The sequence below is a fragment of the Runella sp. R5_40 genome (assembly GCF_057652295.1).
The window spans coordinates 14,367-34,117 of record NZ_JBYFCH010000028.1 but is presented as its reverse complement, the minus strand read 5'-3'; the positions used below and the strand labels follow the sequence as shown (position 1 = coordinate 34,117).

The window sequence follows — 19,751 nt, the reverse complement described above, 5'->3', positions numbered from 1 at the left end:
CATGTCTGATTTATTATTTAGAACAGAGGACATACCTAATGAAGATATTCTTGATTTGTTTGTGGAGACTAATCAAGATAGAGATGTCATAGAAAAACTTAAGTCTGTTTCCCCTATCATTTTGGTTGGGAGTCGTGGTGTTGGGAAATCTTTTTTAATGAAAGTTGCCGAAGAAGAACTAAACAAAGCATTTGTTACAGAAAAAGTTCTGCCAGTTTATCTAACCTTCAATAAGAGTTCTTTAATACATTCAAGTGATAAAAGTCAATTTTCAAATTGGATGTTATCATTGATTTGTTCAAAGGTGATAAGACAATTGAGAAGAAAAGGTTTGTTAGCTAATTTACCACATTCTATAAATGTGTTAAGTGGTGGCGAATATTCAGAAGACAATCTAAAAATTGAGGATGTTGCAAAGTTATATGAAGAATCATGGAAAAATCCTACAAATAAAATTGCTACAACTCCAATACCTACTGTTGACGATTTCAAAGATGCTATTCAAGAAATTTGTGAAGACCTTGGAATTAAAAGAATAAACTTGCTCATTGACGAAGCTGCACATATTTTTCGTCCTGAACAACAAAGGCAATTTTTTACATTATTTCGAGACCTTAGGTCGCCATACATTTCTTGTAATGCTGCGGTCTATCCTGGTGTTACTTCTTATGGTGATGTATTTCAGTATACACAAGACGCAACTTTCATAAACATTAATAGAGATATTTTTTCTGACTCTTATATTGAGCGGATGCGAGAAATTGTCGAGAAGCAAACAGACGCAGATAGTAATTTGTTGACTGAAATATCAAGAAACAGAAACAACTTTGAAATCCTAGCTTATGCAGCATCGGGTAATCCAAGATTTTTATTAAAATCTATTTCAAGAACTTCAAAGCTAAGTTCAACCCAATTAAATGAAACTATTAGAGAGTTCTACAAAGTAGAATTACTTGCTGAACATTCCAATCTTAGCGAAAAATATCCTGGACAAACTGGATTAATTGATTGGGGAAGACAATTTATTGAGAACGTAATTTTACCAGAATTACAAAAAAAGAATAATAACTATATACATAGCGACAAACAAACATCTTGCTTTATTTGGGTTCACAAAGATGTTCCACAGACTGTTAAAGAATCTTTGCGACTTTTAGAATATACAGGTATAATCCAAGAGCATGGAAAGGGTATTAAAGCTGGAAGTTCTGAAGTCGGTACAAGATATTTAATAAACTTAGGATGCATCTTTTCTCAAGAATCAACACCATCAACAAACTCTCTTCCAATAGCAAGAAACATAACTTTAAAAAGAATGACTGAATTTGGAATGAATAATCCTTATTTTAAGGACTTGGTTGACAAAATTCCTAATTTCAAAGAAAACGACATGAATGAAATATTGATTAAAGAACTTGATAAAACAATTAATGTTTTGGACCTAAGTGACTGGATTAAAGAAGCTTTAAAAAAGATAAATGTTTTATCAGTAAAAGATATTTTAAATACAACAGAAGCTAACTTAAAAACTGTATATTATGTAGGCGACAAAAGAGCTAGACTAGTTAAAACAGCAGCGACAACATCGGTATATGAATACTTAAATGGATAGAAAATCTGCGTATAATAACTAAGCTTTCGTGGTGGCCGAAGGCCAAGCCATGAAGGCACTGTTGAACGAAGCCTTCGGTGGCGGTGAGAGCTCACCAAACCCTTTTCTTTTGTTATGGAGTTGCAAAGTGCCGCCCCAGTCGCTAACAAGTGTTTGACTCAAAGACGGGTGACTTGGTTCATTGAATTTTGCCTTGCATCAATCCCGAAATCTGCCCGAACGCAAGGGTCGAAAACGTTAGTAGCAAGTGTAGTACAACAACCCGTTTAACAAATAAGTCAAATAAGATGACAAACGAAATAAAACTAGAAATTTTTGCTGATTATTTTCAATTCTATATTCAAGACGAAAATGCGAATGGAGATTTAAGTGAAAAATGGACTGATGAAGCTGTTGAACAACTTTTGGCTATAACAGATGGGACAATTGGAGTTGGTACAGTAAGAAATATGGATGTTCCTGTTACCATTAAAACTTTTGACACTGAACCAGCGTTTTTGACCGATGTTGAAAATGTAATCGGACAAATAAATGAATGTAATATTGAAGTCAATTCAGGTAAAATTGTGATTGCAGGTTGTACAGACTATTTCCCAGACGCAAAAAGAATTGAACTTAAAAATGGAATTTATAGAGCAAGAATTTATTACGGAAATCTTGATAAATTAAGTGAAGATGGACTTGAGGGAGAAGATTTTTACGAAGTTCATTTGTGGATGACGAACAAACAAGAAAATTCAAAAATTATTAAAAATAGAAACGCCAGCCACTAATAACGAAGCATTCGTGGTGGCCGAAGACCAAGTCATGAAACTCCCAAAAGCGTTCGGGATTGAACGAAACTCGGGCGGGCGGCCAGCCTAGCGGTGAGTGCTCACCAAACCCGATGGCGCGAACGTCTCGTTTGTGTCATTTATTATCAGGCTTCCAGTCTTTTATTTTTCCTTTCCAAGGCTAGAAGCCTCGGAATAGTGAGCACGAGCGATACGCCCGCGCTATCGTAGTTTTTGACACAATGGCGGGTAATGTGGTCAATTGAACATTTTTCCCGATGGCGCGAGCGTCTCGTTCGTGTCTTTGATTATCAGGCTTCCAGCCTTGCATTTTTCCTTTCCAAGGCTAGAAGCCTCGGAATAGTGAGCACGCTCGCGCTATCGCACATACTACCAAAGTATCTTCAAACCCTCTGATTCGTAAAGTTGAATAGATGGGTCACAACTCAAGAGGGTATAATTATCAGAAATAGCCAGCCAAATCAACATTTTATCAAAAGGGTCTTTGTGGTAATTGCCTGTTAAATGATGAAACGTATTACAAATTTTGGGAGAAAGAGGAATCATGTCGAAGGCTAAAATCTCAACGGATTCATAAATATTTTCGGGAGTTCCACCTTCTAATTGTAATTTACCCAGTGAGTATTTCAATGAAATTTCCCAAAAACTAATAGCGCTTACTGCAATTTCATTTTCGGAATTCTCTATGATTTTTGCAACTTTGGCTGATAGCTTTTCTTTCTTGGTAATCAACCAAATAAGCGTATGCGTATCCAGTAAGTATTTCATAGTCCCAAAAACTCCTCCTCGGTCATTTTGAAATCATCCGCAAATGTTACTGTCATTTTACCTTCCAAGAGCCCCAAAGGTCTTTTTTTAGGTTTTTCGCTGCTTTTTGGGACTAAATACGCCACAATTTCTTTTTTCTTACCAAAAGCGATAGCGATTTTTTCACCACTTTGTACGTCTTTCAAAATTTCTGAAAAATTAGCTTTCAAATCTCCGACGGTCATTGTTCTCATCTTTGTACTTTTTTACTCAAATCTACTATTTTCTTGCCAAGTTGTCAAGAAGGATCCCGTTCGTGTCTTTGATTATCAGGCTTCCAGCCTTGCATTTTCCTTTCTAGGGCTAGAAACCTCGGAATAGTGAGCACGAGCGATACGCCCGCGCTATCGTGTCTTTACTGTATGGAAACGAGAAATAGCAAACAAGAAGGCAACCTAGCTGCCCTCGACCACCGCGTCGTGGACACCTCGCACGGGGAGGGTATTTAAGTGATTCAAAATCGATGTATTGGTTTTAGTAGCTTCCTTCCAGTTTACACTTGAAGCGTACGTTGCCGTCGGTGGCAGTTGCTTTTATCTCCAAAAAAACACCCCCATTGTCTTCAAGAGTAATGATAGGTGCAGTGGCTATGGCACCAGCTTTGGCGCTAGCTACCACGGGCAAAAGTGAAAATGTAATGGCTCCTTCGTGTCGATTAGCGGTGATGATGTGTTTGGAAAACGTTGCGCCGTCGGGATAGGTTTGGTCTTCGCCAAAACAAGTCAACTCCGCCGAAATTCGGGAATAATTCGACATCTTTAACTTAAAAAGGCTAGTAGGTACGTTCAAAATTTCTACTTGCGCATAGGTCGTTTTTAAGCCAATACCCGACACGTCTTGGTCGGCAGCGGTGCGGGCCAAAGGATGGAGTGGGGCATACAACACCCCCATTTTACCGTAAGTGAGTCCGCAGTATGCGATGTCAAAACTGTTTAAAACCTTGTCTTGCGTGTAGAAACGAAGCTTTAAGATTTCTCCCTGAGCTAGTTCTACATTGGCCGAACTCACCACAAAACTTTCGTCGGCTATACTCGCATCTCGTAAATGCACAGGGGTATAAAGTACTTCTTTGTTGTTTTTGACCAACACAGGCACCAGCACTGACTTTGTCGTGTTTCGGCCAATCACTGTGACGGAATAGGTGCCCGAAAAAGGCGCGGCGATGGATTCAAAGTCGATGTGCCGCACTTCTGATGCTTCACAGTGCAGGTACCGCCCAAACATGCCAGTTCCTTGCCTGAGGGTCATTGTAAGACCAGCGTTAGAGATGGCATTGGTGCCAAATTGTAAATCTCCGTTTTTGAACAAATTGACCGCCGAAGTCGCCAAACGAGAGCCATTTCGTGCGCCCGAATACACATCGGATGTTTGTTTAGAGCCTGTTGGTAGTGTGAAAGAACTCGCATTGGCACTGTTGGGGGTAATTACCCCTTGCGCATTGATGACAATCCCTTTGGTGTTGATAGGCATTCCTTTTTCCGAATCCCAATACCCTCCGAAGAAAAACAGTGAGCCATCGACCAACGGCTCATCGACGTACAAAAGGCTATTTTTTTGGTAGGAAATATCACAATTGTAAAAATAAAAACCTTGCAACAACTGATTGCCAAAAACTCGAATGGCGTAGTCTCCTTTCCAAATAGAACATCGGTAAAAGGCATTGGCATTAAATTCGCGCAAGTCGGCTGCTGTTCCTGTATGAATCCAAATTTCGTTAAAATCGCAACTCGTCCACGTATTCCAGTAAAATTCGTCGAAAGTAGCGGCATTCGTAAAGCCAAATTTGACTGATTTCAAAAACTTACAATTTTGGAAATCGGAATACCACATGCCGTCAAAATCGACAAGGCCATCAATGGTCAGTCCTGTTATGGTCAAATACTTTGATTGAGCAATGCGTAAAACAGGCGTAGTAGGAGTGTTTTCGGTAAGTATGGTTGCGCCCGTAGCATCAATGCGGAGTTTGGAATTGCCCGAACTTCCACTCGAAATGGTGAATGTACCGTTGATTTTGTATGTTTTTGCAGGAATCCTAAGCGTTCCCGAAGGATTGGCCGCTATCCAAGCTTCAAAGGCGGCGCGGTCATCGGTTATGCCATCGCCTTTGGCACCGTATTTTTCGGGAGATTCGGGGGTATTCGCTTCTACCCAATCCACCAATTTATGCAAGCTATTCCTAAGGGAAGAGGCGTTGATGGAGGGGGGAACGCTTAGTAGCGAATCGATGGATTTGCGAACTTGGGCAGGAGTGGCTTGCCCTTGCGCTCCAAACCCACTACTTAGTACAAGCCACGTAAGCACACTTTTGAGTATTTTCAGTCGCCATCTCATCCAGCTAAGACCAACGCATCCGAAAACCAACCCCATGAATGCCTTCAATTTTAATGCTTGGGTCATCGCATAGGTATTTACGCAAACGCGACATAAACACATCAAGGCTTCGTCCCATAAAGTAATCATCATCGCCCCAAATGGCTTTAAGAAGGTCTTCTCTTTTGATGACCTCATTGGGGCGGCTAGAGAGGTACCTCAGTACTTCGGCCTCACGGTAGGTGAGGGTATGGCTTTTGTCGGCGAGTTGGAGGGAAAGTTTCTCAAAGTCAAAAACGTATTTTCCCACATACATTTGGGCTTTCTCCACTTTTTCGGTTTTGACTTCCGTTCGTTGGCTTCGGCGCAAAAAAATCTCAATTTTGAGCATCAATTCTTCCATACTAAACGGCTTAGTGAGGTAATCATCGCCACCAATGCGTAAACCGTGTAATTTATCCTCCTGTAAGGCCCTTGCGGTCAAAAACAGAATGGGTACATGTTTGTCTTGTTCTCTGATTTTTTTTGCCAACGTAAACCCGTCCATCAAAGGAAGCATCACATCCAACACGCACATATCGAACGGTTGCTGCTCCGAAAAAGTCGTCAGCGCTTCTTGTCCATCCACGCAATGAACGATTTCATAATGATTTAATTCGAGGTTATCTTTTGTGACAAAACCAAGATTTGGGTCGTCTTCTACGTATAAAATGCGGGGCATATTTCTATAATTTGTCGTTATATGCGTTTTGGTTTTGAGAAACCAAAACCACATCAAAGTACATTTTGGTTGTAAGCAACCAAAATCACAAGTGTGTTTGGTTGCTCACAACCAAACCAGAGGTTTCTCAAAACCTCGTGTTGGTAAGCCAACCAACCGTTTTACCCTTTCTTCAAAGGGATTTTTATTTTAAACTCACTTCCTTTTCCAAGCTCGCTTTTCAAATCAAGTTTCCAATGGTGCGCTTTCACAATCTGTTGGACATAACTCAGCCCAATGCCAAAACCTTTCACGTTGTGAATATTTCCCGTTGAAACCCGATAAAATTTGTCAAATACCTTTCGATGATGTTCGGGAGCAATTCCGATGCCATTGTCGCGTACAATAATTATCAAACTGCCATTTTGAGAAACGGTTTCCAGATGAATATCAGGATTTTGCGGCGTATATTTAAACGCATTGTCAATCAAATTACTGATGGCATTTGACAAATGCAGGCGGTCGGCGTGAATATAGGGCTCCGTGGCATTGAGGTGGAGCGTCAGGTTAATTTCGTATTTGTTGGCCAATGATGAAATAATTTGATGAACATCAAGCCATTCAATTGTTAACGGAAGAGAATTTTTTTCAGCCTTGGCCATATTCAGCACCGTTTCTACTTGGTTTTGCAGGCGTAACGCTTCCTCTTTTACAATGGACGTGTATTTTTTCAAACGCTCAGGTTGGTCTTTGATGGCGGGCGTATTCAACACGTCGGCGGCAATACGAATGGTAGCGATGGGCGTTTGCAGTTCGTGCGTCATGTTATTAATAAAATCGCGTTGCACTTCCGTCAGTTGACGTTGGCGCAAAATCACAAACAGTGCATACCCAAAAAAGCTTACCGCCAATAATACCAACAACGAAGAGCCAATCCAGCCCCTCAAATCGCTAATTACCGAAATGTTTTGGGAAGGGAAACGTACGCCAAAATAGTAAGGGTATTTGTTTGATTTCAGCCAATTGGCCGTTTGGGTTGGCTTTTTGTTGTCGTTACGGGTACTTAGTGCCACCCCATAAAACATTTTGTTGCTGGCACAATCATAAATACCTACTTCAAAGTCGCTTACGATGGCGTTTTGTTGAAAGCGGTTTTTAAGATAATGTTCCACCAAAGCGGGGTCCACCATGGCGTTGGTATTGACCAAAAAATAATTGGACGACAATTGCTCCACAGGATTGTTGTGCAACATGACGCCGTTGAGTTTCGAGAGGTCATTGGCCACTTCCTGCAAAGCTACGTGGGCGCGTTGGTTAAACTGACGTTCGCGCATGTCTAATGCCTTACGCACCCAATAGATCTGAGTGATGATCACTCCGATGATGGATAGAGTGGACAAAATGATTAGAAGGCGAATCGTGTTTCTTGACATGGTGCTTTCGCACGTTTTTAGGTTAAAAATGTACTAACTTCAATATTAGTAGAAAATCTCATACGAAAGTAACGCTTTCGTCAGATTCTTTTGAAGTTATTAACAAAGCATTAACAAACGTTCAGTTTTTGTTAACAGCGAGTACCAAATTGACCAAGTACTTTTGAATCGTCAAACGACAACACATTTATTCACTTAAAACAAAACGTACTACCATGAAAAAAGTAACTTTTCTCTCAGTTCTAACGATGTTCTTTGCTACTACCCTTGTTTTTGCCAATGTATGGTTGGCGGCTTTTGGTTGGGTAGAGACCAATCACAACTTTGGAAAAATCAAACAAGGTAAGCCTGTAACTGCCGAATTTAAGTTTACCAACAAAGGAGAAGCACCTTTAATTATCGGAAAAGCGTATGGTTCGTGTGGTTGCACAGGGGTAGAATATCCCAAAGAACCCGTTATGCCAGGCGCTTCTGGAACCATCAAAGCGACTTTCAATGCTGCTGCTGCGGGCTCGTTCAACAAAACAGTTACGGTAGAATCTAACGCAGAAGGCGGTGCTGTAACGCTCAATATCCAAGGTGAAGTTATCCAATAATTCTATCCTACATCATTTTTAAGTGCTAAAGCACAAGTTAATCGTTATCTGTTTTAAATCAGTAAGTTGCGATAAAACAAGTATCCTGAAACTTTTGCTCAATTACTGAAAACAGCCAGAAAACAGTCGGGCGAGCCATTAGTGGCTCGCCCAATTTTTTATTCAACGTAATCCAGGTTCTTGTGAAAGGTTTCTTCCATAAAGTATAAAGAAATATACCCAATGAAGAAACAAAGCGCCGCTACCAACGCTCCCGCTGTTATAACTCCTAAACTAGGTTTAAGCGTTTGAAACAAGGGTAACGTCAGTAAAGTAGTAGCTCGCACAAAATTAGCAACGGTTGAAGTGGCCGTCGCTCTAAGGTTTGTACCAAAACTTTCGGCCGTTGCGGTCAGAAACATGGCAATGTAACCAATAGAAAAGCCAAGCACGCCACAAAGTGCATAGAAAGAACTAGCCGTTTGGATACCGCCATACAGATACACCGTGATGCCAACGAGGGTCATGGTCGTCATTACGCCAATCGCTTTCTTGCGCGATTGAAGCCATTGACTTAGTATGCCACTGAACATATCGCCAATGACCGTTCCAATAAACACATACATGACGCATTTTCCTGCTACAATGTCGGGCTGAACTCCCAACGCCGCCCCAAATTCATTTCCGTAAGTGGCCATAATACCAATCACAAAATAGGTAGGTACACCTACGCCAATGCAGCGCATATACTTCCAAAAACGTGGGCCATCGGTGAAAAATGACAACATGCTCCCTCGCTTTGAGGGTAAGACTTTGGCTTTTTCAAACATGCCCGATTCCAATAATCCTACCCGCATAAGCAGCAGTACCAGTCCCAAGCCACCACCCACAAAATAGGTAGTTCGCCAGTCGAATAGATTATTGGTCAAGAAGGCGACAACGGCTCCCAATAGCCCTACGCTCGCCACAATCGACGAACCATAACCACGTAGCCGTTGGGGTAAAATTTCGGCGACTAAGGTAAGTCCTGCCCCAAGCTCCCCCGCCAACCCAACGCCTGCCACAAAACGTAACAGGGCATAGACATCGGGCGATTGCACAAAGCCGCACAGAATATTGGCGAAGGAATACATGATAATCGAGCCAAACAAAACGGATAAACGCCCCCGTTTGTCGGCCAAAATTCCCCACAAAATTCCACCAACAAGGAGTCCTGCTTGCTGCCAATTGTAGATTTTTCCGCCCAAGAGCGACACCTCTTCGGGTGAAAGCCCCATGTCTTTGAGACTAGGTACGCGCACAATGTTGAAGACCAATAAGTCATATACATCCACAAAATAGCCCAAAGCGGCCACAATTACGGGTAAGCTTACAAGAGGGCGAAGCGAAACAGCTTCCGAAGTAGGAGTTTTCATAAAAGTTAGGTTCAAAAGGGTCGTCTGGAACGCAATTACGCAAAAAGGCGTTTTTTACGAAAGTTATTTAAACCATTTTCTTCAAAACTAATAACGATAACGCCATGCTTGAAACCATCTTGATTGGGTTGCTTTTTATCGGTGCGGTAGGATACGTCGGAAATCGAATCCGTAAAGAACTCAGTCCCAAAAAGTCGGGATGTGCCAAGGGCTGCGGCTGCGAGAAGTAGGCAGAAAGTTGGGGATAACCGTGCAAAGCTGCGAGTTTTTTCGCAAGTTTGTGCCACAAACGAAGGAACCAATACCCCAAAAATGACATCAATCGCCGTAATAGGTGGAGGCAGTTGGGCCACCGCTATTATTAAAATTCTTTCTGAAAACAACGTCTCAATTCGTTGGTGGCTTCGCGACCGTGCGGCCGTTGAACACATCCGAAAGCACCACTACAACCCTGATTATCTGCGCGATGTACGCCTTAGTCCGCGTAAAGTGAAGACATTTACCAAAATAACCGACGCCCTCAATGGCGCAGACTACGTTATTTTGGCGATTCCTGCCGCTTTTGTCCAAGAACCCCTAGCGGCACTGACTCCCAAACACTTTGAAGGAAAAAGAGTCGTTTCGGCCATCAAGGGAATGATTCCTCAGCGTCATATTTTGGTAACTGATTGGGTAGAAGAACATTTTCACGTTCCGATTGATCAAATGTGCGTTATTGCGGGGCCTTGTCATGCCGAAGAAGTGGCTTTAGAGAAGCAATCCTATTTGACCATTGCGTCAACCCACGAAGCCTGTGCTGCTGATTTTGCCCAACTCATGAGTTGTTCCTTCGTGACGGCGAACCCTCTCGCGGACCTGTACGGCGTAGAATATGCCGCTGTGATGAAAAATATCGTGGCATTGGCTTGTGGAATAAGTCATGGTTTAGGCTACGGCGATAATTTTCAAGCCGTTATGGTTTCTAATGCCATGCAAGAAATCAAACGGTTTGTCGATGCCGTTGACCCGCGCGAACGTGATTTGAGTGCATCGGCTTACTTGGGAGATTTGCTCGTAACGGCGTATTCACAATTTAGCCGTAACCGTACTTTTGGCAACATGATTGGACGTGGTTACAGTGTGCAATCTGCGCAAATGGAGATGAAAATGATTGCTGAGGGCTATTATGCGGTCAATAGCATTTACGAAATGAATAAACAATACGGCGTCGAAATGCCGATAACAGAAGCTACGTACAAGATTTTATACGAACGAGAAGCGCCCGCTTCAGAAATAGCCAAGCTTAAACTCCGCCTCCGTTAGGTCAGACGATAGTCAGACCCGCAGGAGGCTATCAGGCAAGTTTTTGGTCTGACTATCGTCTGACCAAGGTGACTCCGTCAGACGACAGTCAGACGGAAAGTTAACTTTTAGGTTTGTTAGATAAGGTCTTGGTCTGACTATCGTCTGACCAAGGTGACACCGTCAGACGACAGTCAGACGGAAGATTAAAAATTGAACCGTACGCCTAAACTTGCTTGAGGATGTACAAAAAAGATTCCTGGAACCAGTTCGACGTAAAGCCCTGTTTCTAAAAAGCAAGACAATGGGCTATTGGAAACAAAATATTCTGCTCCTGCCAAGCCTGAGCCCCCTAAAGAAATGGAATTCGTAAATTCTTTTGTACCTGGTGAATTTCTAGAATCAAAATAATAGCGGCGAGAGTTGATTTGCCCACCAAATCCGTAATACGCTCTAAGTTGTTCTTTTTTGAATAAAGCGGTATGCCAAAGGTGATTTACGCGCAACGAAAAGCCCGCATTTTGGTAAAAACCTTTACGGTATTTGCGGTCGCGACCGTAGAAAAGTCCATACGTTCCAAACGAAACATCCAACGCCTTGTTGTCGCCATAGTACTTTCGGACGTTAAGTCCAGATGGTTCAACTAGCTGAAATCCAATGGCCCAATTGTTGTACTGTGCTTGCGAGGCAAACGCAACGCATTGAACAAAGATGAGCGTAATAATGGCTTTTTTCATGGGTTTGAAGTTTTGTTGATATGCTCTATTTTCTGGATAATACTATCCATCATTTCGACTTGAATTTTCTGAATCTCAAGCAAATCTTGTTGCTGGTGCATAATCAAATGGTCAACTTTTTCGTGCAACAACCTGATTTCTAATTCAGACTTGAGGTTGATCAAAAAGTCTTTTTTAGCCCGCTCTCGGTCTTTTTCTTCCTGCCGATTTTGGCTCATCATAATCACAGGAGCTTGTAAGGCGGCCAAACACGACAGCAGCAAGTTTAACAAAATAAATGGATACGGGTCAAATGGTTTGGAGGCTAAGACCCATATATTTACACTTATCCATACAGTGATAAAAAAAGCAAATGAAAGAATAAATGTCCAACTTCCGCCAAACGTAGCTACTTTATCGGCAATGCGCTGCCCCAATGTCAAATCCGAAAAGTCAGTCTCTTCTACCGTTTTTGTCAGACTTTGAAGCTTGTGTAACGACTTGGTAAAGTCCTTTTGTAGCTTCGACAACTTCTGCCCATCCTTCATCAAACAACTCGAAATGTACTTTTGCCGCAATTCGTTTAGCTCGGCAATCGACAGCGAACTGTTTTTGCTAAAGTCGGGATGTTCAGAACGGATAAATTCGTACAGTGAACCTGTAATGTATCCTCCCACGACTTTGTCGGAAATTGGGAACGATTGTTTTGATACATCACTGACAAATTCTTCCATTATTGTTCGCTTAGTTCTTTTAACGCTTCCAATAGTACATTATTTTCCTCGCTTGTCCCAACCGTTATGCGTAAGCAATCTTCGCAAAGGGTTACTTTAGAGCGGTCGCGGACGATGATTTTTTGTTCAATTAAATCATCAAAGAGCTGTTTAGCTTTCTCAAATTTTACCAATAAAAAGTTAGCATCCGACGGATAAATGTGCTTCACTGTAGGTATGACAACCAACTCCTGCGCTAACCTTTGTCTTTCAACCAAAATATCTTTTACTAGCTGATTTTTGGTTTCTACAAAATCGAGGGCTTCCAACAAAATCGCCTGAGTAGCCCCGCTGAGGTTATAGGGTGGTTTGATTTTGTTCAAAACTTTGATGATTTCTTCCGACGCAAAGCACATTCCTAAACGCAGCGAAGCCAAACCCCACGCTTTAGAAAACGTTTGAAGTACGATAAGATTGGGGTAATTGTCCAATTCGTTGGTAAAAGAGGCTGTCAAACCTCCCGAAAGTTTAGAAGTTCCCGAAAGTTCTAAACTTTCGGGAACTTCAGCAAAATCAATATATGCTTCATCCACCACGACCAACCCTGAAAAATTGGTTAGAATGGTCAAAATAGCTTCTCGTTTTACTAAATTCCCGCTAGGGTTGTTGGGGGAACAAATCCAAATAATCTTGGTCTTTGGCGTAACTGCTGCCAACACTTTTTCGGTATCAATTTGAAAATCAGGCGTCAGAGGTACCTTAACAATGGGAACATCATTGATATCAGCGCTCACCTGATACATGCCATATGTAGGCGGCATGATAAGGATATTGTCTTCGCGTGGGGTACAAGTAGCCCGAACGAGCAAATCTATCGGTTCGTCAGAGCCATTTCCTAAGAATATTTGACTAGGACGGACCCCTTTGATAGGAGCCAATTTTTCTTTGATAGCCCATTGGTACGGGTCAGGGTAGCGATTCCATTGCTGCCCGTTCACCGATTGATACGGGTTTTCATTGGCATCCAAAAACACCCCTTCTTTGCCCGTATATTCATCGCGCGCTGAGGAATAGGGGACCAAATTCAAAATGTGTGGACGAAGAATCGAAGCTAAATCAAATGTCATTGTGGTAGGTATTGTCTAAATTCTTGTAACAACTTTGGGTGTGATTTTACTACCCATATTTTGAAGCCAGTAAAGGCCGTGTCTGGTTTTAATTTTGATACAATTAATTCATGGAAGTCTCGCTTTTTTTGAGGCTCTTCTTCCGATGATAAATAACCTGTAGCATAATGAAGAAACTTAATCAGCTCCTCAGTGAGTTGTTGTATAATATTTCTAGCTTCTATTTTTTTTAGCACTGTTTTTCCACCATATACTTCTTCCAAAAGCATTACTGTATTTATAACAGGGTTACTTTCAGTGAGGGGTTTAAAATCTGGGGAGTCAGATTTGAGAGGGTCAAAAATATGCTCAATCACATTCGTAATTAATACCCTTGAATCGGTACAATCCAAAATGTCATCATATTGTGGCTTTGAAAGTTTAGTATTATTGCAATGTCCACAGGCAAAAAATAGGTTATTCCAGTCAAATAACAATGCTTTGTTGCCTTTATGGGGACGAAAATGCTCTACATTAATGGTCGTCGGAGCTTTTGTTTCGCATATATAACATTTGTTATTAAAATCTCTCGTAATGATGGTTACCACTTCCCCACATTTATAATCTCCTTTTTTCTTTTTCGCTTCCTCTGCTAAACATAGTGGTGCGGGTTGCGATTTTTCTATGTTTATCATTGAGCTAATCGAGCTAATTCTAATTGTTGAATTTTAAGCTGTAGTTCGGGAGAAAGTGTTTTGGGTAATTGTTCAAAATACTTTTGAAAATCATAGTACTTTTCTTTCTCCTCTAGTGTAAGTACTTCAGTATCATGTTTTGATTTTTCGACTAGCAACTCATATTCTTGTATTTTATCTTTCACTTCTTGCGAATATTCGTCTGCTTCAAAATAACCTTTGACAATATTTGTGTAAGAATAAGCCGACAAATCTTCTACTCTTTCCTGTTTTTCTAAATCATAAATCACGGCATTATCTATTGAGCTTAACACAAAAGGTGAATGAGTGGTGACAATAAATTGAATTTTTGGAAAGAAAGAAGTAAGGAATGGTAAGATTTTCTTTTGTAAATCAATGTGTAAATGAGTTTCTATTTCGTCAATTAAAACAATACCTTGCAAATCATATACTTGGGAGGCTTTATTTTCCATTCGCATAATTAATTCAGATATAATATCTAATATAGCTGCATAACCGTCGGAAAGGCTTAATAAATCAAATGGATCTTTTCCAGGAATTTCTATTTTGTAGTTGTAGCTAAAGCCGCTCCTGTCGAAAGAAGCCTTTAGACTAGAATTATTAAATATTTTTTTTAGTAAATCTTCAAATTTATCAAACCATAAATCTATCTTATTTACTTTTTCAAAGTTATTTTCCTCATTTGCAAATGACCTTTCTGCCCTTAAATAAACAAGATAATCTAAAAAAACAGAATTAGCATTTTCATATTGGTGGTAATAAGTAGATATATTGACTTTTTTTATAGATTCTGAGAGCCGATACTCGGGTTTTCTTTTTGCCTTAAAGTAAGCTAATATAAAATTCTCTTTGGAAATGTTTTTTGGTATCAATTCAGCCCTATTGAAAATAAATAGCGCATCTTCATTGCTTTTTATATTTGTACCAAATTGCATTAAATCGCCTATGCTTGTATCCTCATCCACCTGATTAATTACATATTTCTCATTTGAAAGATAGATTAAATACAATCGTTTTTGTAATGCTTCCAACACACTCGTCTTCCCACTCCCATTTTTACCCGTCAAAATCAAATGCTTTCGCTCCGTATCCGACAACGGTATTTCAAGGTTCTCTAAATGACGAACCTTATTGATACGAAGTTTGGTAACAAAGATTTCTTCCATAATAATTGTACATTAGAAGTTTCACTTTAAAGTTCGTCGCCATCTTTATTGGGCAACGAACTTTAAAGTAGTAAAATTCACGGCATTACTTCAAACTACTCAATCGCAGACTCACGGCGCGTTTGTGCGCTTGGAGCGACTCCGCTTCAGCCATGGCTTCCACGGTTGGGCCAAGTTCTTTAAGCCCTTCGGGGGTAATGTGCTGAATCGTAATCTTTTTCACAAAACTATCTAGCGACACCCCGCTGTACGCCCGCGCGTGACCGTTGGTTGGCAAGGTATGGTTCGTACCCGACGCATAATCACCACACGATTCGGGAGTATAATTTCCTAAAAAAATCGAGCCTGCGTTGTAAATCTGTTCGCTAACCGCCTCGGCATTTTCGACGCTCAAAATCAAGTGCTCCGCCGCGTATTCGTTCAGCAATTCAATGGCTTCTTCTTGGGTTTCGACCAAAATCGCCTTGCTGTTCTCAATTGCTTGGCGCGCCAGTTCTTTGCGCGGTAGGGCTTCCAACTGTGTCGATAAAGTAAGATTGACGGCGGCCAAAAACTTTTTGTCCGTCGATACCAACAATACTTGGCTGTCGGCACCGTGCTCGGCTTGCGAGAGCAAATCGGCCGCAACAAACGACGGCAATGCGGTAGCATCGGCATACACCGCTACCTCCGACGGCCCCGCAGGCATGTCTATCGCCACGCCCTCTTTGGCCAACAACATCTTTGCCGCGGTCACGTATTGGTTGCCTGGGCCAAAGATTTTATACACCTTTGGTACTGACTCTGTTCCGTAGGCCATCGCCGCAATGGCTTGGGCGCCACCTACGCGAAATATCTTTGTCACACCCACCAATTGAGCTGCGTACAAGATAGCAGGGTGGTCGCTTGGCGTACAAAGAACGACTTCGCGGCAGCCTGCCAATTGGGCAGGAACGCCCAGCATCAGCACCGTACTAAACAAAGGCGCTGACCCACCTGGAATGTACAAACCTACTTTATCAATCCCCACGCTTTTACGCCAACACGTAACGCCTGGCATCGTTTCGATTTTCTGCACGGGTTGGTGTTGCGCCTCGTGAAAGGTACGGATGTTTTGGTATGCTTGGCGAATTGCCGCTTTCAGTTCCTCCGAAAGCGCCGCTTCGGCAGCATCGACGGTGGCTTGGGGCATGGCAATCTCCCCAAGTTTTATTTTATCAAACTGTAACGTCAATGCACGAATGGCGGCGTCGCCCTCGGTACGGACTTTCTCCAAAATAGGCGCTACGGCTTTCTCAATATTGGCAATGCTTTGCGTTGGTCGTGCCAACAAAGCAGGCCAGTCTGATTTTTTAGGAAAAGGAATAATTTGCATAGTGACAGATAACTCGTTTTGAAACTTGTTAGTAAACCATCTTTTCAATCGGAATGACCAAGATTCCCTCAGCGCCTGCTTCGCGGATTTTGACGATGTTGGTCCAAAAATCGTTTTCATTAATCACCGAATGTAACGACACCCATCCTTCCGTTTTCAAAGGTACTACGGTGGGGGCTTTCATGCCTGGAAGCAAGGCCGCAATTTGGTCAATGGCTTCAACGGGACTATTAAGAACAATGTATTTGTTGCTTTGTGCTGCTTGAACGGCATTGATTCGGAACAAGAGGCTTTCCAAAATTACTTGTTTTTCGTTCGATAATTGATTGCTTCCAATCAACACGGCTTCTGATTTGAAAATTACTTCTACTTCTTTCAAACCATTGCTCAACAGCGTGCTACCTGAGCTAACGATGTCACAAACGGCATCGGCCAAACCGATACTTGGCGCGATTTCGACTGAGCCACTGATTTCGTGGATTTCGGCTTCTACGCCGTGTTCTTGGAGATAATTTCCTAAAATCCGTGGATAAGAAGTCGCAATACCGCGTCCCTGAAGATCTTGCACACCGTTCCACTGCGTACTGCGCGGAATCGCCAACGAGAGGCGGCACTTTGAGAAGCCTAATTGGTGAACGACACGTACGTTTTTGCTCGACTCAACGAGTACGTTTTCGCCTACAATACCCAAGTCAGCTACGCCGTCTTCCACGTAACCTGGGATATCATCGTCGCGAAGAAAAAGAAACTCCGCAGGGAAATTGGTCGAAAGAGATTTGAGTTTACCCGTCGAACCGCTCTCAAAACGGATACCACATTCTTTAAATAACTTAATGGAATCGTCGCTCAAACGTCCCGATTTTTGAATGGCAATACGTAACATGAATTGTTTGTGTTTAACAGTGGGTGTAGGTTCCATTTCGTCTTCAAGACAACCACGAGACCATTGAAAAATGTGAAAAACTTAACTAAAAAGGTTCTACGCTCGCCCGCAGGCGTGGAAGTGACGATGTCGAAAAAAGGCGTAGTTCTGTGTTTTCACGAAGAATTGTACAAATTGATGCCACAAATGTAGGACGGTCAGGCAGGATTGTCAAGGATTTGTACAAAAAAAGACAGTAGCAGTTTAAAAACACGCCATTTTGAGAAATTGTGCAAGAAATGTGGTGGGTTTGGTTTTTCGATTTATTTTTGGAAATCAATTGGTACAAGTACTTTATCAGTCACTTTTTATAAAAACGATTACGATGAACATGAAGCTTTTTTTTCTCGTTGCGCTGCTATTTGTAAGTGTTAGTTCAATGGCGCAGTATGGATATGGCGGCTACGGGCGAGGAGGCTATGGTGGCCGACTTCCTCAAACGCCGAACCCACCTCCAAAGGCGCTTACTTCGGACAAAATGGCCGAAGACCAAACCAAATGGATGAAGAAAAAACTGAAATTAAACGAAGACCAAGAGATTTCGGTCGAAACGGTGAATTTGGATTATTGTTTGCGGATGATGGACTACCAAGAGGCGTTTATGAAAACCCACGCTAATACACGTCCAACGCAGCAAGAGTTGCAAGATATTCGTAAACTGGTAGACACGTGGTGGACTGAACGCGAAGCCAAGTATCAAAAAATTCTGACCCCTGAGCAGTGGGCGCTTTATTTGGAGAAGAAAAAATCAATGCCGCACACAAATAATTAATCGGCTTCAACCTCCCGAAAGTTTTGAACTTTCGGGAGGTTAGGCTGAAACTTTCGGGAGGTTAGTTTCAAAACTTTCGGGAGGTTTTACTTCTAAGAAAAACGTAACGGTGCAAAAGGTTGCATGTTCATACTGGTAGGTTCATGAGTCACAATCTCCGACACCAGCTTCCCTGTGGCAGGCCCAAGGCTAATCCCCATCATGCCGTGTCCCGTGGCGAGGGTAAGGTTATCAAAGTGCTCGACTCGACCCACGTACGGAATACCATCGGGTGAACACGGACGTAGTCCACTCCAAACCTTTTCTTTTTCAGGAAGTTGTACTTCTATTTCGGGGTAATAATTGTTGATTCCCTGCACAATTCCCCGCACTCGGTTCATATTTATACTCAAATCCGTTCCTGCCACTTCGAGCGTCCCCGCAAAACGCAAATCGCTTCCCATCGGTGTGGCCGTGGCGCGTGCTTCCAACATGATGGCTGGGACGTGGATATTGTTGGTTTTGTTTTTTAGCATGAAACTGTAGCCTTTCCCGCCTTGTAGGGGCAACGAAATACCCAACTTTTCACTCAACACGGGCGACCATGCTCCTGCGGCTATCACCAGTTCTTGTACTTCAAATTTTCCCGTACGGGTCAGGACAGCCGTTATTTTTTTTCCATTTTTCTCAAAATCGGTCACTTCTTGGTTTTCGTGGAAAGCGACGCCTTTGGCTCGGAGGTAGCCAACCAAATTTTTGATGAGCAAATTAGGCGTAATGTGGGCATCGCCAGGATAATAGACTCCCCCGCGTACGTCCACCTTCACGTCGGGTTCAAGGTTTTGCACTTGGCGCCCGTCGAGCACTTCGGCTACAATGCCTGCTTTGTTGGCAATTGCGGCTTCTTCGGCCATTTCGTGTTCGGTATCGGCGTTTTTGTACAACATCAACAACCCGCGCTCGTGCCACCCAAAATCTACTTCGTTGGTAGTGGCGAGCTCTTGAAATAGTTGTTTACTCAACAAACTCATGTCTCTTAAAATAGGAATTGAGCGCTGTACGTGTTCTTCGGTCGAATGTTTCCAAAACAACATCCCCCAGCGCATTAAGTCCCAGCTCAATCTTGGTTTGACGTAAAATGGACTTGTTGACTTGAGCATCCAGCGAAGCCCTTTAGCAATCATGCCAGGTTGTGCCAAAGGTACGATGTGGCTCGGCACAATCATCCCCGCGTTGCCAAACGAACAGCCGTCGCTGAAGTTGCCCTGTTCAATAATAGCGACTTTGTGGCCTGCTTGCTGGAGGTAGTAGGCCGAAAAAAGGCCGCTTACGCCTCCGCCTACAATCGTGATGTTGCTCATAGTAAACTTTTTTATGTAG

At 42.3% G+C, this 19,751-nt stretch carries 19 protein-coding genes; 6 read left to right on the top strand and 13 right to left on the bottom strand.

Going from position 1 to position 19,751, the window contains the following annotated elements; all coding sequences use genetic code 11:
- Nucleotide 1: 1 nt before the first annotated feature.
- Nucleotides 2-1,612 carry an ORC-CDC6 family AAA ATPase gene (locus AC23N5_RS28210; protein ID WP_487758088.1) on the top strand — a complete coding sequence of 537 codons (1,611 nt, stop codon included), beginning with the start codon at nucleotides 2-4 and terminating at the stop codon, nucleotides 1,610-1,612.
- A gap of 287 nt (nucleotides 1,613-1,899) precedes the next feature.
- Nucleotides 1,900-2,385 carry a hypothetical protein gene (locus AC23N5_RS28205; protein WP_487758087.1) on the top strand — a complete coding sequence of 162 codons (486 nt, stop codon included), beginning with the start codon at nucleotides 1,900-1,902 and terminating at the stop codon, nucleotides 2,383-2,385.
- A gap of 390 nt (nucleotides 2,386-2,775) precedes the next feature.
- On the opposite strand, the gene AC23N5_RS28200 is transcribed toward AC23N5_RS28205, so the two are convergent.
- The 4 genes from AC23N5_RS28200 to AC23N5_RS28185 all read right to left on the bottom strand — a co-directional run bounded on the left by AC23N5_RS28200 (nucleotide 2,776) and on the right by AC23N5_RS28185 (nucleotide 7,656).
- On the bottom strand, nucleotides 2,776-3,174 hold the full coding sequence (locus tag AC23N5_RS28200; RefSeq protein WP_487758086.1) for a type II toxin-antitoxin system VapC family toxin: 399 nt from the start codon (nucleotides 3,172-3,174) through the stop codon (nucleotides 2,776-2,778).
- Nucleotides 3,171-3,407 carry a type II toxin-antitoxin system Phd/YefM family antitoxin gene (locus tag AC23N5_RS28195; protein WP_472490468.1) on the bottom strand — a complete coding sequence of 79 codons (237 nt, stop codon included), beginning with the start codon at nucleotides 3,405-3,407 and terminating at the stop codon, nucleotides 3,171-3,173. Before AC23N5_RS28195 ends, AC23N5_RS28200 begins: the two co-directional genes overlap by 4 nt.
- 2,141 nt (nucleotides 3,408-5,548) lie before the next feature.
- On the bottom strand, nucleotides 5,549-6,244 hold the full coding sequence (locus AC23N5_RS28190) for a response regulator transcription factor (RefSeq protein WP_487758085.1): 696 nt from the start codon (nucleotides 6,242-6,244) through the stop codon (nucleotides 5,549-5,551).
- Between the two features lie 161 nt (nucleotides 6,245-6,405).
- Nucleotides 6,406-7,656 carry a sensor histidine kinase gene (locus AC23N5_RS28185; protein ID WP_183971576.1) on the bottom strand — a complete coding sequence of 417 codons (1,251 nt, stop codon included), beginning with the start codon at nucleotides 7,654-7,656 and terminating at the stop codon, nucleotides 6,406-6,408.
- Between the two features lie 215 nt (nucleotides 7,657-7,871).
- Here AC23N5_RS28185 and AC23N5_RS28180 point away from each other — a divergent pair, with 215 nt between their 5' ends.
- Nucleotides 7,872-8,252: a DUF1573 domain-containing protein gene (locus AC23N5_RS28180; RefSeq protein ID WP_028526377.1), complete on the top strand. Its 381-nt coding sequence runs from the start codon at nucleotides 7,872-7,874 to the stop codon at nucleotides 8,250-8,252.
- 158 nt (nucleotides 8,253-8,410) lie between these two features.
- Here AC23N5_RS28180 and AC23N5_RS28175 read toward each other — a convergent pair whose 3' ends face one another.
- Nucleotides 8,411-9,646 carry an MFS transporter gene (locus tag AC23N5_RS28175; RefSeq protein ID WP_487758084.1) on the bottom strand — a complete coding sequence of 412 codons (1,236 nt, stop codon included), beginning with the start codon at nucleotides 9,644-9,646 and terminating at the stop codon, nucleotides 8,411-8,413.
- A gap of 104 nt (nucleotides 9,647-9,750) precedes the next feature.
- On the opposite strand from AC23N5_RS28175, the gene AC23N5_RS28170 reads away from it, so the two are divergent.
- Together AC23N5_RS28170 and AC23N5_RS28165 are read left to right on the top strand one after the other, a co-directional pair.
- Nucleotides 9,751-9,876, top strand: coding sequence for a FeoB-associated Cys-rich membrane protein (locus AC23N5_RS28170; protein ID WP_122929408.1), 126 nt, complete (start codon nucleotides 9,751-9,753; stop codon nucleotides 9,874-9,876).
- An 82-nt stretch (nucleotides 9,877-9,958) separates the two neighbouring features.
- On the top strand, nucleotides 9,959-10,948 hold the full coding sequence (locus AC23N5_RS28165) for an NAD(P)H-dependent glycerol-3-phosphate dehydrogenase (protein ID WP_183971578.1): 990 nt from the start codon (nucleotides 9,959-9,961) through the stop codon (nucleotides 10,946-10,948).
- 185 nt (nucleotides 10,949-11,133) lie between these two features.
- On the opposite strand, the gene AC23N5_RS28160 is transcribed toward AC23N5_RS28165, so the two are convergent.
- From AC23N5_RS28160 to hisG, 7 genes are all read right to left on the bottom strand, one after another.
- Nucleotides 11,134-11,664 (bottom strand): hypothetical protein, encoded by a 531-nt coding sequence (locus AC23N5_RS28160; protein ID WP_487758083.1) that lies wholly within the window; start codon nucleotides 11,662-11,664, stop codon nucleotides 11,134-11,136.
- On the bottom strand, nucleotides 11,661-12,377 hold the full coding sequence (locus tag AC23N5_RS28155) for a DUF1003 domain-containing protein (protein WP_183971580.1): 717 nt from the start codon (nucleotides 12,375-12,377) through the stop codon (nucleotides 11,661-11,663). Before AC23N5_RS28155 ends, AC23N5_RS28160 begins: the two co-directional genes overlap by 4 nt.
- Nucleotides 12,377-13,483, bottom strand: coding sequence for a histidinol-phosphate transaminase (hisC, locus tag AC23N5_RS28150; protein WP_487758082.1), 1,107 nt, complete (start codon nucleotides 13,481-13,483; stop codon nucleotides 12,377-12,379). The genes AC23N5_RS28155 and hisC overlap by 1 nt, the downstream gene beginning before the upstream one ends.
- Entirely contained in the window at nucleotides 13,480-14,157 is a 678-nt protein-coding gene (locus AC23N5_RS28145) for an HNH endonuclease family protein (RefSeq protein WP_487758081.1), read from the bottom strand. The genes hisC and AC23N5_RS28145 overlap by 4 nt, the downstream gene beginning before the upstream one ends.
- Nucleotides 14,154-15,344, bottom strand: a complete 1,191-nt coding sequence (locus tag AC23N5_RS28140; RefSeq protein WP_487758080.1) for an AAA family ATPase — start codon at nucleotides 15,342-15,344, stop codon at nucleotides 14,154-14,156. The genes AC23N5_RS28145 and AC23N5_RS28140 overlap by 4 nt, the downstream gene beginning before the upstream one ends.
- Before the next feature lie 85 nt (nucleotides 15,345-15,429).
- A complete protein-coding gene (gene hisD / locus AC23N5_RS28135; protein WP_487758079.1) occupies nucleotides 15,430-16,698 on the bottom strand; it encodes a histidinol dehydrogenase in 1,269 nt (422 codons plus the stop codon).
- Between the two features lie 28 nt (nucleotides 16,699-16,726).
- Nucleotides 16,727-17,581 carry an ATP phosphoribosyltransferase gene (gene hisG / locus AC23N5_RS28130; RefSeq protein WP_122934248.1) on the bottom strand — a complete coding sequence of 285 codons (855 nt, stop codon included), beginning with the start codon at nucleotides 17,579-17,581 and terminating at the stop codon, nucleotides 16,727-16,729.
- A gap of 370 nt (nucleotides 17,582-17,951) precedes the next feature.
- Between hisG and AC23N5_RS28125 the strand changes: the two genes are divergently transcribed.
- Entirely contained in the window at nucleotides 17,952-18,392 is a 441-nt protein-coding gene (locus AC23N5_RS28125) for a DUF4890 domain-containing protein (RefSeq protein WP_183971583.1), read from the top strand.
- Between the two features lie 92 nt (nucleotides 18,393-18,484).
- Here AC23N5_RS28125 and AC23N5_RS28120 read toward each other — a convergent pair whose 3' ends face one another.
- The gene (locus AC23N5_RS28120) at nucleotides 18,485-19,732 is read right to left on the bottom strand and encodes an NAD(P)/FAD-dependent oxidoreductase (protein ID WP_487758078.1); all 1,248 of its coding nucleotides are present in this window, start codon (nucleotides 19,730-19,732) and stop codon (nucleotides 18,485-18,487) included.
- Nucleotides 19,733-19,751: the final 19 nt, after the last annotated feature.

Bases quoted from the DNA above. Each gene is read 5' to 3' on its own strand.
- AC23N5_RS28210 (WP_487758088.1), top strand. From the start codon at position 2: ATGTCTGATTTATTATTTAGAACAGAGGACATACCTAATGAAGATATT.
- AC23N5_RS28205 (WP_487758087.1), top strand. From the start codon at position 1,900: ATGACAAACGAAATAAAACTAGAAATTTTTGCTGATTATTTTCAATTC.
- AC23N5_RS28200 (WP_487758086.1), bottom strand. From the start codon at position 3,174: ATGAAATACTTACTGGATACGCATACGCTTATTTGGTTGATTACCAAG.
- AC23N5_RS28195 (WP_472490468.1), bottom strand. From the start codon at position 3,407: ATGAGAACAATGACCGTCGGAGATTTGAAAGCTAATTTTTCAGAAATT.
- AC23N5_RS28190 (WP_487758085.1), bottom strand. From the start codon at position 6,244: ATGCCCCGCATTTTATACGTAGAAGACGACCCAAATCTTGGTTTTGTC.
- AC23N5_RS28185 (WP_183971576.1), bottom strand. From the start codon at position 7,656: ATGTCAAGAAACACGATTCGCCTTCTAATCATTTTGTCCACTCTATCC.
- AC23N5_RS28180 (WP_028526377.1), top strand. From the start codon at position 7,872: ATGAAAAAAGTAACTTTTCTCTCAGTTCTAACGATGTTCTTTGCTACT.
- AC23N5_RS28175 (WP_487758084.1), bottom strand. From the start codon at position 9,646: ATGAAAACTCCTACTTCGGAAGCTGTTTCGCTTCGCCCTCTTGTAAGC.
- AC23N5_RS28170 (WP_122929408.1), top strand. From the start codon at position 9,751: ATGCTTGAAACCATCTTGATTGGGTTGCTTTTTATCGGTGCGGTAGGA.
- AC23N5_RS28165 (WP_183971578.1), top strand. From the start codon at position 9,959: ATGACATCAATCGCCGTAATAGGTGGAGGCAGTTGGGCCACCGCTATT.
- AC23N5_RS28160 (WP_487758083.1), bottom strand. From the start codon at position 11,664: ATGAAAAAAGCCATTATTACGCTCATCTTTGTTCAATGCGTTGCGTTT.
- AC23N5_RS28155 (WP_183971580.1), bottom strand. From the start codon at position 12,377: ATGGAAGAATTTGTCAGTGATGTATCAAAACAATCGTTCCCAATTTCC.
- hisC (WP_487758082.1), bottom strand. From the start codon at position 13,483: ATGACATTTGATTTAGCTTCGATTCTTCGTCCACACATTTTGAATTTG.
- AC23N5_RS28145 (WP_487758081.1), bottom strand. From the start codon at position 14,157: ATGATAAACATAGAAAAATCGCAACCCGCACCACTATGTTTAGCAGAG.
- AC23N5_RS28140 (WP_487758080.1), bottom strand. From the start codon at position 15,344: ATGGAAGAAATCTTTGTTACCAAACTTCGTATCAATAAGGTTCGTCAT.
- hisD (WP_487758079.1), bottom strand. From the start codon at position 16,698: ATGCAAATTATTCCTTTTCCTAAAAAATCAGACTGGCCTGCTTTGTTG.
- hisG (WP_122934248.1), bottom strand. From the start codon at position 17,581: ATGTTACGTATTGCCATTCAAAAATCGGGACGTTTGAGCGACGATTCC.
- AC23N5_RS28125 (WP_183971583.1), top strand. From the start codon at position 17,952: ATGAAGCTTTTTTTTCTCGTTGCGCTGCTATTTGTAAGTGTTAGTTCA.
- AC23N5_RS28120 (WP_487758078.1), bottom strand. From the start codon at position 19,732: ATGAGCAACATCACGATTGTAGGCGGAGGCGTAAGCGGCCTTTTTTCG.